Source organism: Sinomicrobium endophyticum (assembly GCF_052983315.1).
In genome coordinates this window covers 145406-168102 of record NZ_JBRKIS010000018.1, presented here as the reverse complement: position 1 = coordinate 168102, position 22697 = coordinate 145406, and the positions used below count along the sequence as shown (strand labels likewise).

The window sequence follows — 22697 nt, the reverse complement described above, 5'->3', positions numbered from 1 at the left end:
TATTAATTACAAGGAATTTGGTCTATTGTTTCATTGTTTTCTAACAAGTCCTTTAACTTATCTTTATCTACACGTATAGCTGTTTTAGGAATAATTTTGGCTTGCCCCCCATTATCCAAAATCCATTGTTTTACTTCCTTTTGCAAATTTAACCAAGTGGCTTCGGCTACATTATAATAGGTATCCTCTTGACATGGATCACTTCCTAATGACAATACCCTAATCATTTTTGATACTTTAGCTACGTCCACGGCGCGAGTATAAAATTCTATATTTCCATTTTGGTTAATTAACCAACCCCATTGCCTATTACCTGAGAATGGCTGGCTACCACTTTCAGGAGTAACAACTGTAGAGCCAATCCAGTAATTTGAAGTATATTTAGAAATCATAATAGCCCCTAAATCAGATGTTAAATTTAGGAGTACATTGTTAGACCCTGCATCTATACCAATGATTGTTGTCAATGGATTTTGTGTTGAATTCCACAAATCTACATCAGATTGAAAATAAGGCAAAAACTCCCATTTGATATGTCCTATATCTGTTGAACTACCAGGTATATCACAACTAAACTTAAAATCATTCTTTTCGCCACTAACCAATTCTAAAAAGGATTTTCTAAACTCCTGAAAAATGCCTTCTTCTAAATCAGGAGAGCCATCATTATTAAAATCAGGAAGGGAAGTGATTTCTACACTGTAATAATCAATATTGGCTGCTGCTGCATTTCCCTCCTTAATGGGTTGGTTTTTAAAACCGGAGCCTAAAACATTTAACCTGTCTTCACAAACTTTAGGAATAGTATGATTATATAAATCCTGATAATTAGCAATATCAAGTCCATTTTGTTGAGCACAGTCCTGTATGAGAACCCATGGATTGTATTTAATGAGCTCATTCAATTCTCTATATCTTTCAAACTTGGCCGTAGGTATCTCTTCCCTCACTTCAAAAAACTCCTCCATGAGTGCCGTATCCCTAAAATCTACAACATTACCTTTTGCCAATTCCTTAAGTAGCTTAATTTTAAAAGGGTCTGTGAATAAATCCCACCCGTATTCATAGTCTCCATGTCTTAAATTTATAATACGTTCTCTTGCATCGGCAGAAAACACAATCTTTAAAGTATTCCCGGTATAATCAAAATCAAAAACCTTGCCCAATTCTTCACTGGTAATACTGGCAGGAATAGTATATTTATTCGCTGTAGTTAAATCACGTATAATTTGTCCCTCAAAATTATCCCGCTCGCCTATCCCTGAAAAAAATTTAAGGATTTTTGAAAAACCGTAAATTGGGCGGCTTCCGGAGTAAAAGGCCCTAAATACTTGTTCGGGACGGTCTTCGTTTTGTATGCTTACGGTATTAGTACGGTAGGCCTCCCAATCCGGAAGAAAAAGTCCGTTGTTAAGATATTTCCAGAAAAAATCTTCCACAAAATCCAGGGAAGCCCGGTCAAATTCGTGCGTATCCCAATATTCTCCCATTAGAATTCGCAGATTTTCATGAGACCTTATAAAATCTGCCACTCCCGTATCCATTCGGTCAAGGGCAAACTCCCTTTTCAATTCCAGCATGCTTATGTCCGGTTCCTCCGCAATCGGGTAAGAAGACAAGTCGGTATCGGATACCATATCTTTTAAAACGGGCATATAGTCGCCATTTTGATAAAAATCCGGCTCGGTCTCAATTACGGGGCCTTGTGCCCCTCCATAATGCCATATCAGGTATTTGGCCATTAATGTTATTTTGTCTTCAAGATTGTGATCTTCATAATGGTTTATATAACGATCTGCAATATAGTATGCCAATTGTTCATCATCCAACACTTTGTCGAGTTTGATAAGACGGGCCCATTCACTCTCATAAAGACGGGCCCAGCCTTCGTAGTGCTCATAATTGACCGATGATAATGCCCGAACATCATGATAAGGAGTATCTTCAATGCGGATTCCATTATATTCCAGATCACCGAAATCATATAAGATAAGTTGTCCGTTAGAAAAGCGTAAAAGGTCTTCTCCACGTAAATCAAATATCTTGTATACTCTGTATTCCTCATCCATTCTTATCTCATGACGTTTTTTACTGGTGCTGATTGAGGAACGGTAATCGGAGATGTAAGACAATGATCGCTGGATTCCTTCAAAATGCTTAAAATACTCTTTTTGTGCTTCTCGGAAAGAACCGAATTGTTTGTTTAACCGGTTTTCCATCTCCTCTTTGAGTATTCCTTCCCGTTCACGGAGCCAGGCTTCTCTTTCTGCCGCCGCTAATGCGGCAAGAGCATCCATAAACCGGTTATAATCATCGTAATAAAAACAATAACACCCGAGGTTTCCTTCGCTACTTTCAGTGCTTATGGAATATTGTTCGTATTGCGGATAGACATGTAGAGATACTAAACTTAATAGTATACCTGGTATAAAGGTTTGGTATATTTTTTTCACAATGGCAATGATTTTCTGGTAGGTTATTTTTTAATGACCATTTTGGATACTGAGTGACTACCCACACGTACACGAATGATATATATTCCGGGAGGAAGGGTGGCCCCGTTAAACGGATACAACTGTTTGCCCGGTTTTTGGTAGGTATGAGATGTAATGACACTGCGTCGTGTGCCGGATAAATCATAGAGGTCAATGTGAACAGCAGATGCTTCTTCTAATTCTACCTGGATCAGCGTTTCAGTCTCCAATGGATTGGGATATATTTTTATAAATCTTTCCTGTCCCAAAGATGCTTCCCGAGCCTTTTTTTGTTCCTCATTTTGGAGTATCAGGAAAATGGGGGGACCCGGCTCATTCCATTCTGTTATTATGCTGTTCATACTGCCTGTTACATAAGGGATACCCTCAATTTCAACCTCAGAGAAAGAAATGGAAGAAAGGCTATAATTTAAAGTCTTTTGGCCAGGATGGTCAGTGTACAACCGGTGTAGCTTTAACCCGGCATTCTTTAAATAAGCGGTATGATTTTTTATAGAGGCTTCCGGCTGAATTTCCTGCTCTCCGATGGTAAGGGTATATGCCATTCCATTGTTATATCCTTCTTCATCGGGTAATAGTTCTGCCGGAAGTACCCGTTTTATATGTTCTCCTGACCAATCGTACTCTATGAATGTGCCTGTATATTTACCGGACATCGAACTTAAATCGTGTACGGTTTCATACCCCGGTCTTTTTTTTAATAGCTGGGCGATCCTGCTGGGCAACGTAGTATTAATATGAGGAGTTGTAGCGACCTTATTTACAGAATCTGTCTTTTTGGATATGATCTGGTCTACAAGGGTATGGCTGTTTAAAATTTTATTGTTCCGCAATATTTCAACGGCCCGGCTTTCATTTTTTTCAACCCCGTATCCGAAGTAATAGCATACCCCGAGCCAATGTCTTGCCATGGGATAGTCGCTTTTTTCAAACCAGGAGATGGCTTTGCTATAATTTTGTGGCACACTTCCCAAGCCCTTCATATACAAATATCCCACGCCATATGCCCCGCGATGACTTCCCAGGTTGGCCGCTTGTTCAAACCAATAAAGAGCCTGACTGAAATCCTGTACACACCCTATACCATCCTTGTATAAGGTTGCCAGTATATAAGCTGCGTTTTTATGACCTTGTGATGCGGCTGTTTTGATGTCAGTAAAGGCATGGTCCGGGTTTGTACCGGGAGCCTGGTGTAAGGCAAGCATTCCCCTGACATAATAGGAAGCAGGGTTATCGGAATAGCAGTTCGCTACAGACTTTCCTATTTGCTCCACCAGGGATTCCCGGAGATGATTAAATTGAGAAAGGTAATCCTGCGCGACTTCTAATGTTCTTTCACAATCAGGACTGTTTTGTTGAGAATTCCCAGTATGTATTGAAAGTAAAAAAATAAGAATCCCCCGTACGGTTAGGAGTAGATGTTTTTCCATAGATTAAGTTTAAACCATACTTGCCCGCACTAAAAACCCAATGAAGGGGGATTAACCGAACCTTTAGTATAAGAAAGTAAGAGATATTATGTCTAAACTTAGAAAATGATTCTTTAGAAATTGTTTATTTTTTGTTATGAAATCTTTATTTTTAAGACGTTGCCTTAATCTGCCTAATTTTATAAAAACATAAACCCTGGAATTAACCAGGGTTTATACATGATATTTAGAATGTTTGCTGTTTTTTACAGACTTATATCTTTCCATCCCCAGGTAGAAATATCTACCTTAGTACCGGTATCGTAAGAAGCAGTGGTCGTGGCATCAACGCCGTCTATTTGAACATTAGACAAGGCTCCGCTATCGATCATTTCCACATTGGTGCTATACCCTTCCAGGTAAATATTGGTTATGGTCGCGCCCGACTGTTTCTTAAACTGAAGTGCTGTTCCGCCGGTAGAAGATACCGCGGTGTAGTTAATCAGTTTAGGATTATTATTAACCCCATCAGCCTCAACAGCAGTGGAGAAGCCTTCAATAGTATGAGAAACATAAGTGTTGGTTACGGTTCCGTTCCAGCCTTCGGTCCAGTCCACAGCATCATCTTCGTTATTCTCCAGGTATAAATTGGTTGCTGAAACCGTACCTCCAAAGAATTCTACACCGTCATCCGCACCATTGATCACAGCAATATTCTCAACTATAGTTTCAGAACCTACGGCGTAGAAAGAAACACCATTGTATTCAGATTCGGAGTTGATTTTTGCTCCCGTACCTATAATTACCAGGTTTTTGATGCTACCTGAACTATCGGCATCATCAGTTCCTCCATACACAAAACCTCCGATTTCTGCCACGGCATCAATTCCTTCTGTTGTAGTAGCATTACCACAGAGGGTTAACCCTCCCCAGTCACCGGGATTTCCATCAGCAGAAGCCATAACTACCGGATTTTCGGGAGTTCCCTGAATGTCGATCTTACCACCTTTAAGGACAGCAATGTAAACCGCTGTACTTTCTGCATTCGCTGTGATCTTGGTTCCTGCAGGTATAATAAGTTTTCCTCCATCCTGGACAATATATGAAGAGTTTAATGTATAAGATACGGAAGGATCAAGCGTTACTTCGCCTTCTACAACTCCCTGAAGTATATCCTCGCTTATGGAAGCGTTGGAACTTACCCAGGCAAACATTTCTATGTCAACAGTAGGATCTGTAGTGTAGCTTTTTAAAGGATCAGCATCTTCACCTTCAATTTGCACATTAGATAATGGACCGTCATCTACCATATCTATTGTGGTGGTATATCCGCTAAGGGATAATCCTGTGAAAGTAGCCCCTGATTGTAACTTAAATTGAAGAGCCGTACCACCGGTAGAGGAAACCGCAGTAAAGTTGTTGAATTTAGGATTGTTATTAGCTTTATCAGCTTCTACAACTGTAGAAAAACCTTCTATAGTGTGTAAAACATAAGTATTATCTACAGTACCATTCCATCCTTCTGTCCAGTCTACGGCATCGTCTTCATTGTTTTCCAGGTAGATATTTTTTGCGGAAACCGTACCTCCAAAAAATTCTACACCATCATCAGTACCATTTAATATACCTACATTTTCAATAGTAGTCCCGGAACCTACGGCATAAAGGGATAGTCCGTTATACTGGGAGTCTGGGTTTATTTGTGCTCCGGCATAGTTGATGATAAGGTATTTAATAGAGCCTGAATTATCCGCGTCATCTGTACCACCGTATATCAAACCTCCAACCTCTGCAGTTGCATCAATACCTTCTGTTGTAGTAGCATTACCACAAAGGAGGAGTCCTCCCCAATCACCGGGACTTTCATTTCCGGAGGTCATTACTACGGGGTTTGATTCAGTTCCCTGGACATCAATTTGCGCACCTTTTTCAACTGCGATGAATATATTTGCACCCGTTTCGGCAGTAATTCTTGTTCCCGCGGGAATTGTTAAAGTAGCACCGGATTTAACATTTAAGGAACCGGCCAGACTATAATCAACTGTGGAATCCAGTGTAAGGTCTTCAGTTATTTCTCCCTGAAGTTCGCTGTCTGGTTGTGGTTCCGGATCGGGCCCCGGAGAATCGTCATCACTGCTACAGCTAGTAATGATAAGGGCACAAAGAACAGTAAAGAATACTGAAATTTTGATCATTGTGTTTTTCATAATTGTTCAATTAAAGGATTAAGAAAGGTTTTTAAAGTCTAAAAAGTATAATTAACACCAAGGCTGATAACAGAACCATTGGAGTAGGATCTAACAGTTTCTTTTCTTTCAATACCGGTGTTAGCCGGTTTTACCTTTTGAGTTCTTTTGATTTCCGGGTTAAGCAGGTTCTTTCCCATTAATCTCAGTCCCCAATGGTCATTTAATTTTTTGCTCAATACAGCATCCAGAATAACAAAACCTTCTTCCATAATGGCATCATTGTATTGCGTCTCGCTTTGTGTTTGAATTTCCGGAGCACCTAAAGCAAATATTTTATCTGAAGCATAATTTGCAGTTATTGTGGCATCAAACGGATTCTCAGATTTGGTTGTGAAATTAAGTGAGCCGTTAAATATCCAATCCGAAGCGCCTTGTAATTCTGTTTCAGTCAGTCCCTTATAACGAAATGTTCTTACGAAATCACCGTTTTCATTATATATTTCTTTTAGATCCTGTTTGTGCCACATCCTGGTAGCATTAAGGTTAAGGTTAAGATCAAAACCGGCATCTTCTATTTCTGATTTGATAAGGTCCACTCTGGTTTCAAGCTCTAAACCGTAAACCTTTGCTTCTTCCCCTGAATTGAAGAAAGAAAAAACACCGGCTGCACCCCTGTCCTGCACCTTGTTTATAGGGTCTTGTATGTTTTTATAGAATCCTGTGAGGGAAACAAGCTGCCCCGTTGTAGGGAAGAATTCCCATTTTATATCATAATTGTAATTTGTGGAGGCTTCTATGTCCGGATTACCTCTTGTGATCTGTCCTGTTGGAGATACATATTCGAAAGGAGCAAGTTCTTTAAACTCGGGCAATGTGATCGTCTTGCTGGCCGCAAGGCGAACACTATGCTTGTCATTAATACTATATTTAAGATTAATACTGGGGTAAAGATTGTTATAAGACTCCTCAGATTTTCCGATTCTCCCCGGGATATTACCAACATCATAATTGACCTCGATGTCATCATTTTGATATCTCATACCCACATTGACATTAAGTTTTTTAAAACCGGCATTAAAATTGACAAATCCTGCAACGGATTGTAGTTTACCCTCATAAGTGTCGGCTTCTAGCTCATTTAATTTCAATAAATCATTATCAAAATTTTCTTGTGTAATGATACTGGAAATGTCGTCTATTGAAGATGGGTTTATGGTATTTGTTCTTTGTTCTTCTACTCCAAAAAACTGAGAAAAGAAATCCCGTTGCTTATTCCGGTAATTGGCCCCGATGCTCAGAATATATTTTTTATCCTCTTCATTGACAAATGAAATAACATCTTTTATCAGCCCGTTAATATCTTTATCGTCGATTTCCTGTTTGGACTTTCGTTGTTGAAAGCCCCCCATTCTACCTAGTTGTACCAGGTCTTCGTTGAAATTAACTTCATTTCTAATTCGGTTAGGCTCATCTGCATTTACGATATTATATCCTAATGCCCAATCGAGTTGGTTTTTTTCGGACAGGTAATGTTTTCCCATCAATTGATTAACCCAAAGGGTTGTTTGTTTAATGTTTTGGTCCCGTATGAACTGAGAAAGTCCTTCATTTGTATCGGTTTCCTCATAAACATAGCCAAGACCGTTACGTCCACCTTCAAATACGTTATCTGTCAATTTGTTTATGAGCAGGGTATTGAATTTAATCTTGTGATTATTATTTACCTGGTAGGATAAGTCCAGTAATCCTGTTGTGTTAACAGTTCTGGAATATGTTACAGCATCTGTTAATGAATCCCTGATAAAACCTGATCTGAATTCTTTAAAGAGTCCTTCTCTGTAGGTGTTCGATGCAGATTGCGAACCGGTGAAGAATAATTTAAACTTTTCACCTATCCTTTTACCAGCTGTAACTGTATAGCGGTAGTCTATGGGAGCATCACGTTTTTGAGTGTTCCAACTTTGTCCCGTAATAAGCTGTTGTGTTGAAGCATTCTGAGAGTAGAAACCCAGGGTCACATCGTCGTTATTTGGAGAGGCTTTGAAATTATCAAAAATGCCATCTTTCATCACATTCGTGTTTATTCCTGCTCTGACACCTATACTGTATTCCTCATCACCAACGAGTTCTCGGGAGGTAATATCTATGGCTCCGGAAGCTTCATCTGCGGATGTTTGTGTAGAATAGGTTTTACTGATACTTACGTTTTGGATAACTCTTGTAGAGAATAAACTTAAATCAATATTTTTTCGCTCAACGTCATCTGACGGAATAGGTAATCCGTTCAATGTAGTTACCAGATATCTGTCTCCCAAACCTCTTACAAAAATATCTCCGGATGCTTCGCTACTGGTAACTCCGGATATCTTGGTTGTAGCTGTGGCCGCATCGGAAACTCCTAATTTGGTAAGTTGCTGGGCCCCTATACTTTCCTTTATTTCAATTGCTTTTTTCTGTTCAAGCAGCAGTGCTACTTCAGAATCTCTCCTTGCTGTAGTTGTAATAACCACTTCATCTAAAGCCATGCTCCCTGCACCTAATCCTGTATTTACTTCGGTGACTTTACCGGCTTCTACATTTACATTAGGAATTTCCAGGGTTTCATAGCCGATAAAACTCACCACTATGGTGTATATCCCCTCATCCAGACCGGCTATTTCATACAAACCATCCATATCTGTAGTGGTGCCTTTTGTTGTACCTTTGATAAGAACGTTTGCGAATGGAAGCGCATCATTATTCATCTCTTTATCGGTGATTTTACCGATAACCGAGCCTTTTTCCTGCGCCATACAAACAGTAGTAAATAAAAGAACTGCTAATACTAAAAAGTTTTTCATCTGTGTATCTTGAATTATGCCGCAAAGAAAGGGGGGCTTTGTAAAGGTGATGTTATGTGCAAATTAAATGTATGTAACTTTCATGTTAGGTTTATGTTACCAGATTAAAAGAATGTTAATCGCTTTAATTTTTTAATATTATCTTTACTTTTGGCATGACTAACACCACGTAAATTAACATTCAAATGAAAAAAAGAGACATCCGGATTTTACTGGTAGATGACGAACCGGACATTCTGGAAATTGTCGGTTATAACCTTTCTACGGAAGGATTTAACGTATCTACGGCAGGCAATGGTATTGAAGCCATAGCAAAGGCCAAAAAAGAGCGACCGCACCTGGTTATCCTGGATGTGATGATGCCCGAAATGGATGGTATTGAAGCGTGCGAACAGCTTCGTAAAATACCTGAACTTTCTAATACCGTAATAACTTTCCTTACGGCCCGTGGAGAAGATTACTCGCAGGTAGCGGGTTTTGATGCGGGAGCGGATGACTACATTACCAAACCCATTAAGCCGAAAGTGCTGATAAGTAAGGTAAAAGCGCTTTTACGCCGGTTAAAAGAACAGCAGGAACCGGAGGAAACATTAGTGAAGGTTGGTGACATAACCATTAACAGGGATGAGTACAAGATAGTGCAAAAAGGCAATGAGATCATATTGCCCCGTAAAGAATTTGAGCTGTTGTCCCTTCTTGCTTCCCGGCCGGGTAAAGTCTTTAAACGCGAAGAGATACTGGATAAAGTATGGGGTAACGAGGTTATTGTCGGTGGCCGTACTATTGATGTCCATATCCGTAAACTTCGTGAAAAGATCGGGGATGGCCACTTTAATACGGTAAAGGGAGTGGGGTATAAGTTCGTACTGTAATGTGTCAATTCGATAATGTGATCATGCGTTAAAAAGTAAGAGATCCAAGGCAAAAAGTAAAATTTAATAGATGTATAATCTCTCCCCCAGGAGGGGGAGATGCGGAAGGCAGGAGGGATATCCGTGTGTCCCAATAGTACTTTTACTATCCGGAGGCTACATAAAATTTACCTTTTTTCCATCGGCAACCGGTACCCCGCAACCGGCTTAAAATCAAACCATATTTTTTCCGTTTCTTTGTGTGAAAGAAACGAACAATCCTGTGATATGCCGACAAAATTAAAGAAATCCTATAAGTTTGCACTGCGTTCTTCCTTGTATATCACTATGATTTCCGGTGCTTTTGTCGCCTTATTACTCTATTTGTTTTCTGCTCCGGAGACTGCTGATATCTATTGGAAAGTATTAATCACTTTTGTTTCAGCCAATTTTCTTTTCTGTTTCTTTATTATTCAGTTCCGGGTAGAACGGTTTATCTATAAAAGGGTAAAAAAGATCTATGATGATGTTTCTCTCCTGGAGTCCACATCTTTTCACCAGCAGCCTATAACTACCGATATGGCAACACTTACCAGGGAGATCGAGAAGTTTGCCCAGGGCAAGAAACTGGAGATCGAAACCCTGAAGGTAAGGGAAACTTACCGTAAAGAATTTATAGGGAACGTATCGCACGAACTGAAAACACCGCTTTTTACCGTACAGGGGTATATTCTTACCCTGCTGGACGGAGCCATTAAAGATAAGGCTATCCGGAAAAAGTACCTGCAAAGGGCGGCTAAGGGCGTGGAACGGCTGATATACATTGTCCGTGATCTGGATATGATAACCAAGCTGGAGGTAGGGGACCTGCACCTCGATTACGAGGTGTTTAATATCATAGAAGTGGTGGAAAATTCTTTTGACCTGCTGGAAATGAAAGCGGCCAAAAAGAACATAACCCTCACTTTTGACATGGGATATGAAGACCCGATCATGGTACATGCCGACAAAGAACGTATTCAGCAAGTAGTTACAAACCTGGTGGTCAATTCCATAAAATACGGCAAGCCGGATGGTACCACGGAAGTGAGCATTGAAAACCTGATAAAGAACAAAGTAATTGTCCGGGTTACGGATAACGGAGAGGGGATCGAAAAACAGCATATTCCCAGGTTGTTTGAGCGGTTTTTCCGGGTAGATAAGAGCGGAAGCAGGAAAGAAGGAGGCTCCGGTCTGGGGCTTTCCATAGTAAAACATATTATGGAAGCGCATAACGAAAAAATATACGTGGAAAGCGTTTTTGGTATCGGTTCCGAATTTTCCTTTACGCTGGAAAAAGTAGAAATACCGCAGGCAGTACCTGAAAAATAGACGGGGCATATTTCAATCTGATGTAGCCAGCCCGGGAGTTTTTTAGTTGCGGAGTTGGTGCTGAAGCTTAAACAACGCTCGTGGCAATGTGGAAGAATAAACTTTTCCGGGTATAAAATGTGATTAATTACAACCTGTAACCCGTAATTCCAAAACTTTTACACTTGATCCCTGATTATACTTTCTGAACGACGAGTTCTCTATAAAACTTCAAAATTTTCCTTCGGAGATGTAAACAGTTCGAACAATTCGGAAAAATCAAAGTTGTTTACCGGCAGTTCCGGCAGACCACTGTATTTTTCTACTTCCGAAAGCATTTGTATCCGGAAATCTTTTTGCCTGGCGTAAGGGACCATACCTTTTTTATGCAGGCGTTTTGCCAGGTACTCCTGTTCGTACTGCCCCGGGGTAGGAATAAAGAACGCCTTTTTTTCCAGGTTTACCAGGTCCATGATAGTAGTGTAACCCGATCTGGAAAGGACCATAGCACTTTGGTTCAGTGCGGTTTCCAGCTCTTCGGACCGCATAAAGTTATATATGATGATATTATCTTTTTTCTCTATGTGTTGCGTTGCTTCCACTTCTCCTCTTACAAAAAGAATAGTGCCCTTGTAATCTCCGATTTCCCTGACCAGTTTATTTTCCAGTAAAGTGCGTTGCGGTTCCGGTCCGGAGAGAATAATGGCGAGATCATAACGGATATCCAGTTCCTTTTTATGTAACCTGCTGAGGGGACCGATATATTTTACGGGGATGGATTCTTTTTTCATGTGCCCGAGTTTTCCGCTGAGGTTGGGCTTTCCCGCTACATCCGGAACCCAGCACTGGTCGAATTTACGGATGAATTTACGGTGTACACGGGAACTGAGCCAGGAAGTACTCCCCGTAAGCACGTTGAGCTGATGTGTTATAAACACGGAAGGGACACTTTTATGGTATACTCCAAGGCGGTTATCGGAGATAATACCGTCTATCTTTCGCTCGCGGATGATCTTCTTTACCAGCTTTTTTTCCCGGGCAATAGCTTTTACCATTTTGGGCGAGTCCCATATCATTTTAAGTTTAAAGAACTTTCCTTCCCTGGCATATTCTATTTGGTAGGAAGGCAGGTAAATGCTTTCCAGTTCCGGGAATTCTTTTTTCAGCAGTTCCAGGGCAATGCCGTCGGAAGCTATAACGGGGCAAAAGCCGTTTTTCTGTAGCGCCCGTATTACGGGAATACACCTGGTGGCATGCCCCAGGCCCCAGTTAAGAGGGGCAACAAGTATACGGTTATTCATACTTGCAAAATAAGGATTTCTCAAACAGATAAATATTTCCTTAATTTTGCCAAAAAATTAAATAATTGTTGTGGGTAGCAAAAACAAGCTAAAGCGATTTCAGGAGAACGAAACATTTTCCAATGTTATACAACCGGAGAGGGACGAGATAATTTCCGGAGGTTTCCCCCTGAAAGGAAAGTGGAGATCCGGGTTTTTTAAAAACGAAAATCCCGTAGTACTGGAACTAGGGTGTGGAAAAGGCGAATATGCCGTCAGTCTCGCACATAAGTATCCGGATAAAAATTTTATAGGAGTGGACATTAAAGGAGCCCGTTTCTGGAGAGGAGCAAAAACCGCCCTGGAGGGAAACCTCGGTAATGTAGCTTTTTTGCGAACCCAGATAGAACTTATCGATCTTTTTTTTGACAAAGAAGAAGTAGACGAGATATGGATAACCTTCCCCGATCCGCAGATCAAATACAAAAGGACAAAACACCGGCTAACCAATTCGGATTTTCTCGCGAAGTACAAAAGGATCTTAAAGGAAAACGGGGTTATACATCTCAAGACAGACAGTGAGTTCATGCATGGTTACACCCTGGGATTACTTCACGGATCTGGCTATGAAATACTGTATGCACACCACGACGTGTACAACAACGAATATACGCCGGAAGAAGTGACCGGTATACAGACTTTCTACGAAAAACAGTATCTTGAGCAGCAAAAACCGATAACATATATAAAATTCAGGATCTGAAACCTTCCGGAGTTAAATTAAGGGGGAACATTAAAGATCCCGAAAAAATAACCAACCGAAAATGACACATGCAGTAATTCTTTTTTTCGCCACATTTTCCGCGGCCTCTATGGGCGTTATGCTCCCGGGACTGGTAAATATGACGGCAGCAAAGACAAGTGCATTAAAAGGCAGGATAAATGGTATTTTGTTTTCTGTCGGGGCATCCCTGATCGTCATAGGACAGGCTTATATAGGAGTGCTTGTATCTAAATACCTGTACAGGAACCCGCACATTATAGATATATTGCTTAAAGTGGCGGTGATCGTATTTGCCTTTTTTGCCATCTATTTTTTTGTAATCGGGAGAAAGAGGAAAGAAAAGAAAATACGGTCCGCCTATGTTAGTAAGCGAAAGAGTTTCTTTAAGGGCATGTTGTTATCTTCGGTGAACCTCTTGCCCATTCCGTATTTTTGTGGTCTTAATGCGGCCTGGAATGTTTCCGGGTGGATTAAGTTCCAGGTGATGGACATTCTTATTTTTATCCTGGCTGCCGGGCTTGGCACCTTTGCTACGCTTTATATGTATGTAGTGTATTTTAACAAACTACAGCGCAAAGGAAGGTTTACCAAGTATTCCGATTATATACTCAGCGGATTAATGCTGATTTTGGTAATTATAACGCTGATCCGTATCTTTTACAGTGAATTTGAGGTCGGCTGATGTGCTAATTAGATAATGAAGTTAAAAGGATGCATAATTTCTCCCCCTTGAGGGGGAGATGCCAAAGGCAGAGGGGGTGTCACCCCTGAAGAACAAACCGGTTGAAACCAGAAAGTATTTTCATGAACCGTGAAAACGAAAACTTTTTTGAAAAAGTATATGCCGTAGCCAGGAAAATCCCGTACGGAAGGGTTACGTCCTACGGAGCTATAGCCCGGTACCTCGGCACCGCACGTTCCGCACGTATGGTCGGTTGGGCTATGAATGCCTGCAACGGCAGGGAAGACGTTCCGGCACACCGCGTGGTTAACCGGAAGGGAATACTCACGGGAAAACACCATTTTGAGGGGACTAACCTCATGCAACAACTCCTGGAAAACGAAGGTGTCGAGGTTGAAGACAGTGAAATAAAGAACTTCCGGGAAATCTTCTGGGACCCCTTCGAAGAACTCGACCGGGGTAACGGGGAGAAAGAATAAAGACCGGGAAGAAATCGGCAAAAGTTAAAAAGATTGAGGCGCTGATTTGAAATAAACGATACCTATCTGCGGATTGAGTATTTCTATACAAAGGTTTTAAAATATGGAAGCGAAACCTTATCTTTGTAATTTAGAATGAATTTAATTTAGAATGAATCTGCACTAATGAAGTTAGATCGAAAAGAAATATTAAAAGCATTAGAAACCATAACCGTTCCCGGTGAAGGTACAAACATGGTAGATAGCGGCGCTGTCACCAATGTTATGACTTTCGGCGATGAAGTTGTGGTGGATGTCACTATAAAAAATCCCAGCTTGCAGGCACGGAAGAAAACCGAAGTGGAAGTATTGAAGGCTATTCACAACGAGGTATATGAAAAGGCAAAAATAAAAGTGAACCTCAAGGTAGAAGCCCCGGAAAAAAAGCCGGAAATAAAAGGAAAGTCCGTACCGGGTATCAAGAACGTCATAGCCGTAGCTTCCGGAAAAGGAGGAGTAGGAAAATCTACCATAACCGTGAATCTGGCGGTTACCCTGGCAAAAATGGGATTTAACGTTGGATTGCTGGATGCCGACATATACGGTCCGTCAGCGCCGATAATGCTGGATGTGGAGCGGGAAAGACCGCTTGCTGTCCAGGTAGATGGAAAGTCGAAGATGAAACCCGTGGAAAACTACGGTGTTAAAGTATTGTCTATCGGATTTTTTACACAGCCCAACCAGGCCGTAATATGGCGTGGTCCCATGGCTTCCAAGGCACTGAACCAGATGATCTTTGATGCAGCCTGGGGAGAACTCGATTTTCTGTTGGTGGACCTTCCTCCCGGAACAGGAGATATTCATTTGAGTATCATGCAGTCGCTTCCGGTTACCGGAGCAGTGGTTGTGAGTACACCGCAGAACGTGGCGCTGGCCGATGCCAGGAAGGGAGTAGCCATGTTTCAGCAGGAAAGTATTAACGTACCCGTGCTGGGTATAGTAGAAAATATGGCATATTTTACCCCGGAAGAATTACCGGACAACAAATATTATATCTTCGGAAGGGAAGGGGCCAGAAATCTGGCTGAAGACCTGGATGTTCCTTTCCTGGGAGAGATACCGCTGGTGCAGAGTATCCGCGAAGCGGGAGACGTAGGACGTCCCGTAGCTTTGCAGACGGCAAGCCCTTTGGAAGAATCCTTTGAAGAACTCACAAAGAATGTAGTGCAGGAAGTGGTGAGCCGTAACGAAAGCCTGCCACCTACCGAAGCAATAAGAATAACGACGATGGCCGGATGCTCGGCGGTAAAAAAAAGATAGTATTCTGGCCCCGAAGGAAATTATGGTAATTTCCGGGCAGCGGTCTTAAACATGGAAAGATGACAAAAGAAGAATTAAAACAGAATGTTGAAAAAGCCTTGGAAGAAATCCGCCCCTTTCTCAAAAGCGATGGCGGTAATATATCTCTTGTTTCCATAGATGATGGCAAATTGGTGAAAGTGCGCCTCGAAGGCGCCTGTACGGATTGTCATGTAAACCATATGACACTGAAGGCGGGGGTGGAAACCACCATAAAAAAGTACGCCCCGCAGATAGAACAGGTAATAGGCGTTAGTTAGGGCACGATAAGGTAATACGGAGTTCTCTTTATACTTGGGGTAAAGGGAAAGGATTTGTATTGCCCGTATTTTTCCGGAGTTCCGGAAAAGAATTGGAAAATCCTAATTTACTATACAATGATTAAAACAGATATACTTATTATCGGTGCCGGTCCCACAGGATTGTTCGCCGTTTTTGAGGCCGGGTTATTAAAATTAAAATGTCATATTATCGACGCCCTGCCACAACCCGGCGGGCAGTTGTCCGAAATATATCCGAAAAAGCCTATTTACGATATTCCCGGTTTTCCCGAAGTACTCGCAGGAGACCTGGTAGATAATCTGATGGAACAGATCAGGTCTTTTGAACCCGGGTTTACCCTGGGAGAACGGGCGGAAACTATTGAAAAACTGGAAGACGGCAGTTTTATCGTTACCACGAATAAAGGAACAAAGCACCATGCCCCGGTTATTGCCATTGCGGGCGGACTCGGCAGTTTTGAGCCCAGAAAACCCCCGTTGGAAAATATAGATATATATGAAGACAAAGGGGTAGCTTACTTTATAAAGAACCCGGAAATGTACCGGGATCAGAAAGTAGTTATCGCCGGGGGAGGAGATTCTGCCCTGGATTGGAGTATCTTTCTGGCAGACGTAGCTTCGGAAGTGACCCTGGTACACCGCCGTAATGAATTCCGCGGAGCACTGGATTCCGTGGAAAAGGTCCAGGAGCTTAAAAAACTGGGAAAAATAAACCTGATTACTCCTGCGGAAGTTACCGCGTTGCACGGAAATGGTAAACTCGAGGCGATTTCCATAAACCGGAACGGAGAAGCAGAACTGTTGGAAACAGATCATTTTATCCCCCTTTTTGGTCTTGCTCCCAAGCTTGGTCCCATAGCCAATTGGGGACTGGAGATTGAAAAAAATGCCATAAAAGTGAATAATGCCCTGGATTTTCAGACTAATATTCCAGGTATTTTTGCCATAGGAGACGTAAATACCTATCCTGGAAAACTCAAACTCATTCTGTGTGGCTTCCATGAAGCGACTTTAATGTGCCAGACCGCATATCAGATCGTTAATCCGGGTAAAAAATATGTAATGAAATATACTACGGTAAGTGGTGTGGATGGCTTTGACGGAAGTCGTAAAGAAGCTCCGAAAGCTGTTATAAAATCTATTGAATAGAACAACCGGGTTGATTCTGAATTCAGGATGTGACTTCAAAAGTAAAGAGAGGGGAATCCCCTCTTTTTTTATTGGTCTTATTTGCAGGTGAAAAAACTGCTCCCACACAATATGGGGATGTGTTGTAGTTATTCTGGTTACAAGAAACCTTTGGAATTCTAATCCGAAGGTTAGTCTTTACCTGTTTCCAAAAATATATTCCGGCATTATAAAACTGTAATCGATTGTATTTTCTTACTTTCCAAAGATATTTTTATTTCTGTAATAACAGTTTTAGTGGTTTTATATTCATTTTTTAGTATTTTTTTGTAAAAAAATTGTATTAATTCATAAAATATATATACTTTAGTGCAATCGATTACAAAAAGATGCTGGTTTACACCGATTATTATTGTCATTTGGACAATAAAATAAAGAACTGACAAACCATAACCACCAAACTGTTATTAACTTTAACTTAAAGTAGAATGAAAGCAAAACTACGTTCGATGGTACCGGCCAGGTATCTCTCACCTTTACTTTTCCTGGGGTGTTTTATATTCTCCTTAGGAGTATATGCACAACAAAAAACCGTTAGCGGAGCGGTTACGGACCAGGAAGGCGTCCCCCTGCCAGGGGTTAATGTAGTGGTAAAAGGTGCGAATACAGGGACGACAACCGATTTTGACGGTAACTATACCATTAATGTGTCTCCCGGCCAGGTGCTGGTTTACACTTATATAGGACAAAGGCCCGAAGAAAGGACGGTAGAAACATCCGCCGTTATTAATGTACGGATGTCCGAAGACGCGCAGGCTCTTGAGGAAGTCGTTGTCATAGGATACGGGGAGGTAGAAAGAAAAGACCTTACGGGGTCCGTATCTTCCGTAAGCAATGCCCAGATACGCGATATTCCGCTGAGTTCCGCCGCCGAGGCCATAACAGGAAGACTCGCCGGGGTAAAAGTAACTTCAACCGAAGGAAGGCCGGGGGCGGATATAGAAATAACCGTCAGAGGAGGTACTTCCATTACCCAGGATAGCAGTCCGTTATATATTGTGGACGGCGTACAGATGGACAATGCACTTTCCATTCTTTCCGTACAGGAAATAGAGACTATTGATGTTCTGAAAGACGCGGCCTCTACATCTATTTACGGGGCGAGAGGGGCCAACGGTGTGGTGCTTATTACTACCAAGGGAGGAAAAGCGATGCCCACCCAGGTCACCTATAATACCTTTGCAGGGGTCCGGGAGATCACCAATAAGCTGGAGGTCATGAAACCTTACGATTTTGTCCTGTACCAATACCAGTTATACGACGGCTCCGAGGAAGACCGGGATAATTTTATAGAGAGGTACGGGCGATGGGAAGACCTGGATATATATAAGAGCATGCCATATACCGACTGGCAGGAAGAAGTTTTCGGCCGCGCTGCGTGGAGCCAGACACATGTGCTTAGCGCTACCGGGGGATCGGAAAAAACTACCTTCAGTTTTAATCTCAACCACGTAGAAGAAGACGGGATTATGCTGAATTCCGCAAATAAAAGAAGCCTGATGGCCCTCAAATTTACCCACAACGTTTCGGATAAACTGAAAATAGGAGTCAATACCCGCTATAGCCGCCAGCGTATTGATGGTGTCGGGACCTCCGCTACGGGGAGCCAGGGAACCAACAGGCTGCGGAACTCCGTTCGGTACAGGCCTTTTTCTATGGGAGAGCAGGAAAATGAGGTAGATATGTTCGATCCGGAATATGCCAACCTCACCAATCTCACGAATCCTGTTCTGCTGGCTAATAACGAGATCCGGAACGATTACCGTACGAACTTTAACCTGAACGGATGGTTGCAGTTGGAATTGATGAAAGGACTTTCTTTTCGCAGTGTCGCCGGTATGGTGCAAAACTGGCGTACCGATCAGACCTTTAACGGGAGGGTCACCGGGGTAGCCAGGCAAAATGCGGATATGCCGGTAGTGCAGCTTCGTAAAGGCGAGAATCTGACCCTTAATTTTTCCAATACGCTGAACTATAAAACCATCCTGGGAGATCATAAAATGGATTTTCTGTTGGGAACCGAGTTTTTACAGGGAGAGGGAAACAATCATAACAGTACCATAAAGTGGTTTCCTGCAGATATCACCGCAAAAGAAGCTTTTGCCGGGATACAGAAGGCCACCCCGCCCGAAGGGCAGATACAGGATGCCCCGACTACGGGAGAGTCCATATACCGTTTGTTGTCCTTTTTCGGACGTGTTAACTATAGCTATGCCGGTAAATACCTGGCCACATTCACACTACGCGCCGACGGTTCTTCCAAATTTATGGGTGGTAACCGCTATGCCTATTTTCCTTCCGGGGCATTGTCCTGGAGAGTATCGGAAGAATCTTTCCTGGAAAATGTTGATTTTCTTTCTAACCTGAAACTTCGGGTAAGTATGGGACTGGCAGGTAATAACCGTATTGATAACGATCTGTACAAAACCATGTTTTCCGCTTCCGGCGACTACGGTTACGCATTCGGAGACGCGATAACTCCCGGTTTTGCCTCTACAAGTCTGGCGAACCCTTTCCTGAAATGGGAAACAACGGTTTCCAGCAATGCCGGGGTGGATTTTTCATTTTTTGACAACCGTTTGAGCGGTTCTGTGGATGCGTATCTCAATCGTACCAGGGATTTGCTGCTCAATAAAGATATCCCGCAAACCAGTGGCTATTCCCGCCAGATACAGAATGTCGGGAAAACGGAGAACCGGGGACTGGAATTCCAGTTGTCCGGAGATATCATCCGTACCCGTGATTTTAGCTGGACGGCAAATTTCAATATAGCGTTCAATAAAAATAAAATAGTCAGTCTCGGAAACGATCCGGAGGGAAATCCTCAGCAGTTCTTTTTACAGGGTTCCGGCTGGGTGAACAACATGCTCGACTTTAAAGTGGAGGTAGACAAGCCGCTTGGCCAGTTTTACGGGTTTAAAACCGATGGGTTTTACGGCATTGACGATTTCGATTACGATGCCTCCACACAAACCTATACACTCAAGGAAGGAGTACCCAGTTCCAGCGCTGCCGCACTTGGTTCCAAAGAGGTACAACCCGGAGACCTGAAACTCGTGGACCTTAATGGCGATGGCGTTATTGGTGAAGAGGACCGTACCGTCTTGGGAAATGCACAACCCAAACATTTCGGAGGGTTTAATCAGCAGTTTATTTACAAAAACTTCGATATGAGCGTTTTTGTCAACTGGTCTTACGGTAATAAAGTATATAACGCCAACAAAATGGAATATACGACCGCCTATCTCTATAAGGACAATAATATGCTCAATGTTATGACGGACCGGTGGAAATGGTACGACGGCAATGGAGTTAAGGTCACCGATCCGCAGGCGCTAGCAGAAATGAACAGGAATACCAAATACTGGACACCGCCTCTGGGGTATTATACCCTGCACTCCACTGCTATAGAAGACGGTTCTTTTCTGCGTATAAGTAATATTACCCTGGGGTATACACTGCCTGAGGAGATTGTCCGCAAAACCGGTTTTCTTTCTAATGTACGGGTATATGCAACCGTAAACAATGTCTGGACAATAACCGGGTACAGCGGTTTTGATCCGGAAGCCAATACCCGAAGGTCCACCCCCCTTACTCCGGGGGTAGATTACTCCGCTTACCCGAGGAGCAGGTATATACTTACCGGAATTAATGTAACCTTTTAACCGCAACCACTAAAACTGGAATCATGAAAAAAATAAACCATATAAAACAGTTCTTCGGGATCTTCCTGGCACTGTCCCTTTGTTCTTCCTGTGAGAATGTTCTGGATGTGGAAAACAATGCAACGGTGTCCGAACAGGCCGTATTTGGCAGTCTTTCCTATACTAATTCTGCCGTGGTAGGTGTTTACAACCAGCTTATCGGCGATAACGCTTATGGCAACCGGATATCCTGCCTCTATCCGCAGACAGCGGACGATTTTAAGACCTCGGGCGATTATAACTGCAACGATCGAAGGGGAATAGGAATGTACGGAGCCTGTTCGTCCAATGTGGAACTCAATAACCCTTTCAAACAGTTATATACCGGTATAGAAAGAGCTAATCTTTGTATTAAATATATCCCGCTTTCCGACCTTTACGAAAACGGAACGGAGAATGAGAAAGAAATGATGCGTATCCATTACGGGGAGGCCCTTACATTAAGGGCGCAGTTCTATCACGAATTGCTGCGGAACTGGGGAGATCTTCCCGCACAGTTTATTCCCTCTGCGGATATGCAGGATCTTTTTCTGCCTAAAACAGATCGCGATGAGATATACGATCAGCTTCTCGAAGACCTGGAACTCGCTTCCTCGTTATTGCCCTGGCGTACCGAAAGCCCTTTTCAGAATATAAGGGTAACCAAAGGAACAGCTAAAGGATTACGGGCGCGTATCGCACTGGCAAGAGGCGGTTACGCACTGCGAAGAGAAACAAACCGGATGGAAAGAAAACCGGATTACCTGGATTTTTACCGGATAGCCATGCAGGAGTGCAAAGAGATCATGGCCCGCAGGGACCAGCACGATCTCAATCCGGATTACGAAAGCATCTTCAGGTACCTGCACGGGCAGGGAAGTGATCCCACCGGGGAAATAATGTTCGAAGTAGGTGCCTTCGGAGGAAACTCCAAAACCGATAGTAAGTTGGCATACTATAACGGTATGGTGCATAATGTAAACAGCCGCTTTGGCCGTGGCGGCGGTGGAATAGAAGCCACTCCCACTTACTTTTACGAATTTGACTCTATTGCCGATGTGAGAAGGGACGTTACCCTCGCGGTTTATGAAGTGGATAAAGAAAGTAAAGCCAGTATGGTCAATGCTTCCAGCTTTAAAGACGGGAAGTTCCGCAGGTCGTGGACCAATATTACGGGGACATCGCAAAACCTGGCCGTAAACTGGTCGCTGCTGCGTTTTGCCGATGTGTTGCTCATGTATGCCGAAGCAGATAACGAAGTAAACGGAGCGCCGTCTGCCGATGCCGTAAACGCCCTTAAAGAAGTCAGGCAACGCGCGTATGCAGGAAGTTCGGATACAGGAGTTGTCCCGGCTGACAAACAAGGATTTTTTGAAGCGGTAGTAAAAGAAAGGCTGCTGGAATTCGGAGGTGAAGGGATTAGAAAATACGATCTTATCCGGTGGAATCTTCTCCATGCGAAAATTTCGGAGACCAGGGATAAGTTACGGCAGTTTATGGATGGTACCGGGCGCTACAGTAACGTGCCGGAGTATATATACAGCATTCCGGAAGATTACGATGCCACGATCTCCTCCGGGGAAATGATTGACCGCATTGAATTTTACGGTGGCGGAACAAAACAGGTATTTTTCTTTCCCACTCCGGCAGAAGCTCCCGAAGGGGACGATTATGTGCGCGTATCCTGGAGAGCGGCGATTAACGAAGATCTTATTGACAGCGAAAGAAAAGGCTGGGCACAGTATTTCCAGCCTGATCACAAAGAATTATTTCCGCTTTACGACGAGGTATTACAACAGAATTATAACATGACACAGGATTACGGGTATTAGCCGTAACCATTTAGCC

At 42.6% G+C, this 22697-nt stretch carries 15 protein-coding genes; 10 read left to right on the top strand and 5 right to left on the bottom strand.

Features of this window, described 5'->3' with window-relative positions; all coding sequences use genetic code 11:
* Window positions 1-2: 2 nt before the first annotated feature.
* The 4 genes from ACVBDU_RS05365 to ACVBDU_RS05350 all read right to left on the bottom strand — a co-directional run bounded on the left by ACVBDU_RS05365 (window position 3) and on the right by ACVBDU_RS05350 (window position 8933).
* A complete protein-coding gene (locus ACVBDU_RS05365; protein ID WP_447178734.1) occupies window positions 3-2453 on the bottom strand; it encodes a hypothetical protein in 2451 nt (816 codons plus the stop codon).
* Between the two features lie 23 nt (window positions 2454-2476).
* Window positions 2477-3925, bottom strand: coding sequence for a T9SS type A sorting domain-containing protein (locus ACVBDU_RS05360; RefSeq protein WP_447178733.1), 1449 nt, complete (start codon window positions 3923-3925; stop codon window positions 2477-2479).
* A gap of 245 nt (window positions 3926-4170) precedes the next feature.
* Entirely contained in the window at window positions 4171-6111 is a 1941-nt protein-coding gene (locus ACVBDU_RS05355) for a beta-helix domain-containing protein (RefSeq protein ID WP_447178732.1), read from the bottom strand.
* Between the two features lie 38 nt (window positions 6112-6149).
* Entirely contained in the window at window positions 6150-8933 is a 2784-nt protein-coding gene (locus tag ACVBDU_RS05350) for a TonB-dependent receptor (RefSeq protein ID WP_447178731.1), read from the bottom strand.
* A 185-nt stretch (window positions 8934-9118) separates the two neighbouring features.
* Here ACVBDU_RS05350 and ACVBDU_RS05345 point away from each other — a divergent pair, with 185 nt between their 5' ends.
* Together ACVBDU_RS05345 and ACVBDU_RS05340 are read left to right on the top strand one after the other, a co-directional pair.
* The gene (locus ACVBDU_RS05345; protein ID WP_447178730.1) at window positions 9119-9805 is read left to right on the top strand and encodes a response regulator transcription factor; all 687 of its coding nucleotides are present in this window, start codon (window positions 9119-9121) and stop codon (window positions 9803-9805) included.
* A 267-nt stretch (window positions 9806-10072) separates the two neighbouring features.
* Entirely contained in the window at window positions 10073-11155 is a 1083-nt protein-coding gene (locus ACVBDU_RS05340) for a sensor histidine kinase (RefSeq protein ID WP_447178729.1), read from the top strand.
* A 200-nt stretch (window positions 11156-11355) separates the two neighbouring features.
* Here the strand turns inward: ACVBDU_RS05340 and ACVBDU_RS05335 are convergent, their stop codons facing one another.
* The gene (locus ACVBDU_RS05335; RefSeq protein ID WP_447178728.1) at window positions 11356-12435 is read right to left on the bottom strand and encodes a glycosyltransferase; all 1080 of its coding nucleotides are present in this window, start codon (window positions 12433-12435) and stop codon (window positions 11356-11358) included.
* A gap of 70 nt (window positions 12436-12505) precedes the next feature.
* On the opposite strand from ACVBDU_RS05335, the gene trmB reads away from it, so the two are divergent.
* From trmB to ACVBDU_RS05295, 8 genes are all read left to right on the top strand, one after another.
* The gene (trmB, locus tag ACVBDU_RS05330; protein WP_447178727.1) at window positions 12506-13177 is read left to right on the top strand and encodes a tRNA (guanosine(46)-N7)-methyltransferase TrmB; all 672 of its coding nucleotides are present in this window, start codon (window positions 12506-12508) and stop codon (window positions 13175-13177) included.
* Between the two features lie 61 nt (window positions 13178-13238).
* Window positions 13239-13880: a LysE family transporter gene (locus tag ACVBDU_RS05325; protein ID WP_447178726.1), complete on the top strand. Its 642-nt coding sequence runs from the start codon at window positions 13239-13241 to the stop codon at window positions 13878-13880.
* 122 nt (window positions 13881-14002) lie between these two features.
* Window positions 14003-14359 carry an MGMT family protein gene (locus ACVBDU_RS05320; RefSeq protein ID WP_447178725.1) on the top strand — a complete coding sequence of 119 codons (357 nt, stop codon included), beginning with the start codon at window positions 14003-14005 and terminating at the stop codon, window positions 14357-14359.
* A gap of 165 nt (window positions 14360-14524) precedes the next feature.
* On the top strand, window positions 14525-15658 hold the full coding sequence (locus ACVBDU_RS05315; protein WP_447178724.1) for an Mrp/NBP35 family ATP-binding protein: 1134 nt from the start codon (window positions 14525-14527) through the stop codon (window positions 15656-15658).
* Between the two features lie 59 nt (window positions 15659-15717).
* On the top strand, window positions 15718-15957 hold the full coding sequence (locus ACVBDU_RS05310; protein WP_447178723.1) for a NifU family protein: 240 nt from the start codon (window positions 15718-15720) through the stop codon (window positions 15955-15957).
* A 117-nt stretch (window positions 15958-16074) separates the two neighbouring features.
* Window positions 16075-17127, top strand: a complete 1053-nt coding sequence (locus ACVBDU_RS05305; RefSeq protein WP_447178722.1) for an NAD(P)/FAD-dependent oxidoreductase — start codon at window positions 16075-16077, stop codon at window positions 17125-17127.
* Between the two features lie 467 nt (window positions 17128-17594).
* Window positions 17595-20831, top strand: a complete 3237-nt coding sequence (locus ACVBDU_RS05300) for a SusC/RagA family TonB-linked outer membrane protein (protein ID WP_447178721.1) — start codon at window positions 17595-17597, stop codon at window positions 20829-20831.
* 23 nt (window positions 20832-20854) lie between these two features.
* Entirely contained in the window at window positions 20855-22681 is a 1827-nt protein-coding gene (locus tag ACVBDU_RS05295; RefSeq protein ID WP_447178720.1) for a RagB/SusD family nutrient uptake outer membrane protein, read from the top strand.
* Window positions 22682-22697: the final 16 nt, after the last annotated feature.

What these genes read in the sequence shown, in the direction of transcription:
- ACVBDU_RS05350 (WP_447178731.1), bottom strand. Translation starts at nt 8,933, where the DNA reads ATGAAAAACTTTTTAGTATTAGCAGTTCTTTTATTTACTACTGTTTGT.
- ACVBDU_RS05325 (WP_447178726.1), top strand. Translation starts at nt 13,239, where the DNA reads ATGACACATGCAGTAATTCTTTTTTTCGCCACATTTTCCGCGGCCTCT.
- ACVBDU_RS05295 (WP_447178720.1), top strand. Translation starts at nt 20,855, where the DNA reads ATGAAAAAAATAAACCATATAAAACAGTTCTTCGGGATCTTCCTGGCA.
- ACVBDU_RS05360 (WP_447178733.1), bottom strand. Translation starts at nt 3,925, where the DNA reads ATGGAAAAACATCTACTCCTAACCGTACGGGGGATTCTTATTTTTTTA.
- ACVBDU_RS05345 (WP_447178730.1), top strand. Translation starts at nt 9,119, where the DNA reads ATGAAAAAAAGAGACATCCGGATTTTACTGGTAGATGACGAACCGGAC.
- ACVBDU_RS05340 (WP_447178729.1), top strand. Translation starts at nt 10,073, where the DNA reads ATGCCGACAAAATTAAAGAAATCCTATAAGTTTGCACTGCGTTCTTCC.
- ACVBDU_RS05305 (WP_447178722.1), top strand. Translation starts at nt 16,075, where the DNA reads ATGATTAAAACAGATATACTTATTATCGGTGCCGGTCCCACAGGATTG.
- ACVBDU_RS05300 (WP_447178721.1), top strand. Translation starts at nt 17,595, where the DNA reads ATGAAAGCAAAACTACGTTCGATGGTACCGGCCAGGTATCTCTCACCT.
- ACVBDU_RS05355 (WP_447178732.1), bottom strand. Translation starts at nt 6,111, where the DNA reads ATGAAAAACACAATGATCAAAATTTCAGTATTCTTTACTGTTCTTTGT.
- ACVBDU_RS05310 (WP_447178723.1), top strand. Translation starts at nt 15,718, where the DNA reads ATGACAAAAGAAGAATTAAAACAGAATGTTGAAAAAGCCTTGGAAGAA.
- ACVBDU_RS05320 (WP_447178725.1), top strand. Translation starts at nt 14,003, where the DNA reads ATGAACCGTGAAAACGAAAACTTTTTTGAAAAAGTATATGCCGTAGCC.
- ACVBDU_RS05315 (WP_447178724.1), top strand. Translation starts at nt 14,525, where the DNA reads ATGAAGTTAGATCGAAAAGAAATATTAAAAGCATTAGAAACCATAACC.
- ACVBDU_RS05335 (WP_447178728.1), bottom strand. Translation starts at nt 12,435, where the DNA reads ATGAATAACCGTATACTTGTTGCCCCTCTTAACTGGGGCCTGGGGCAT.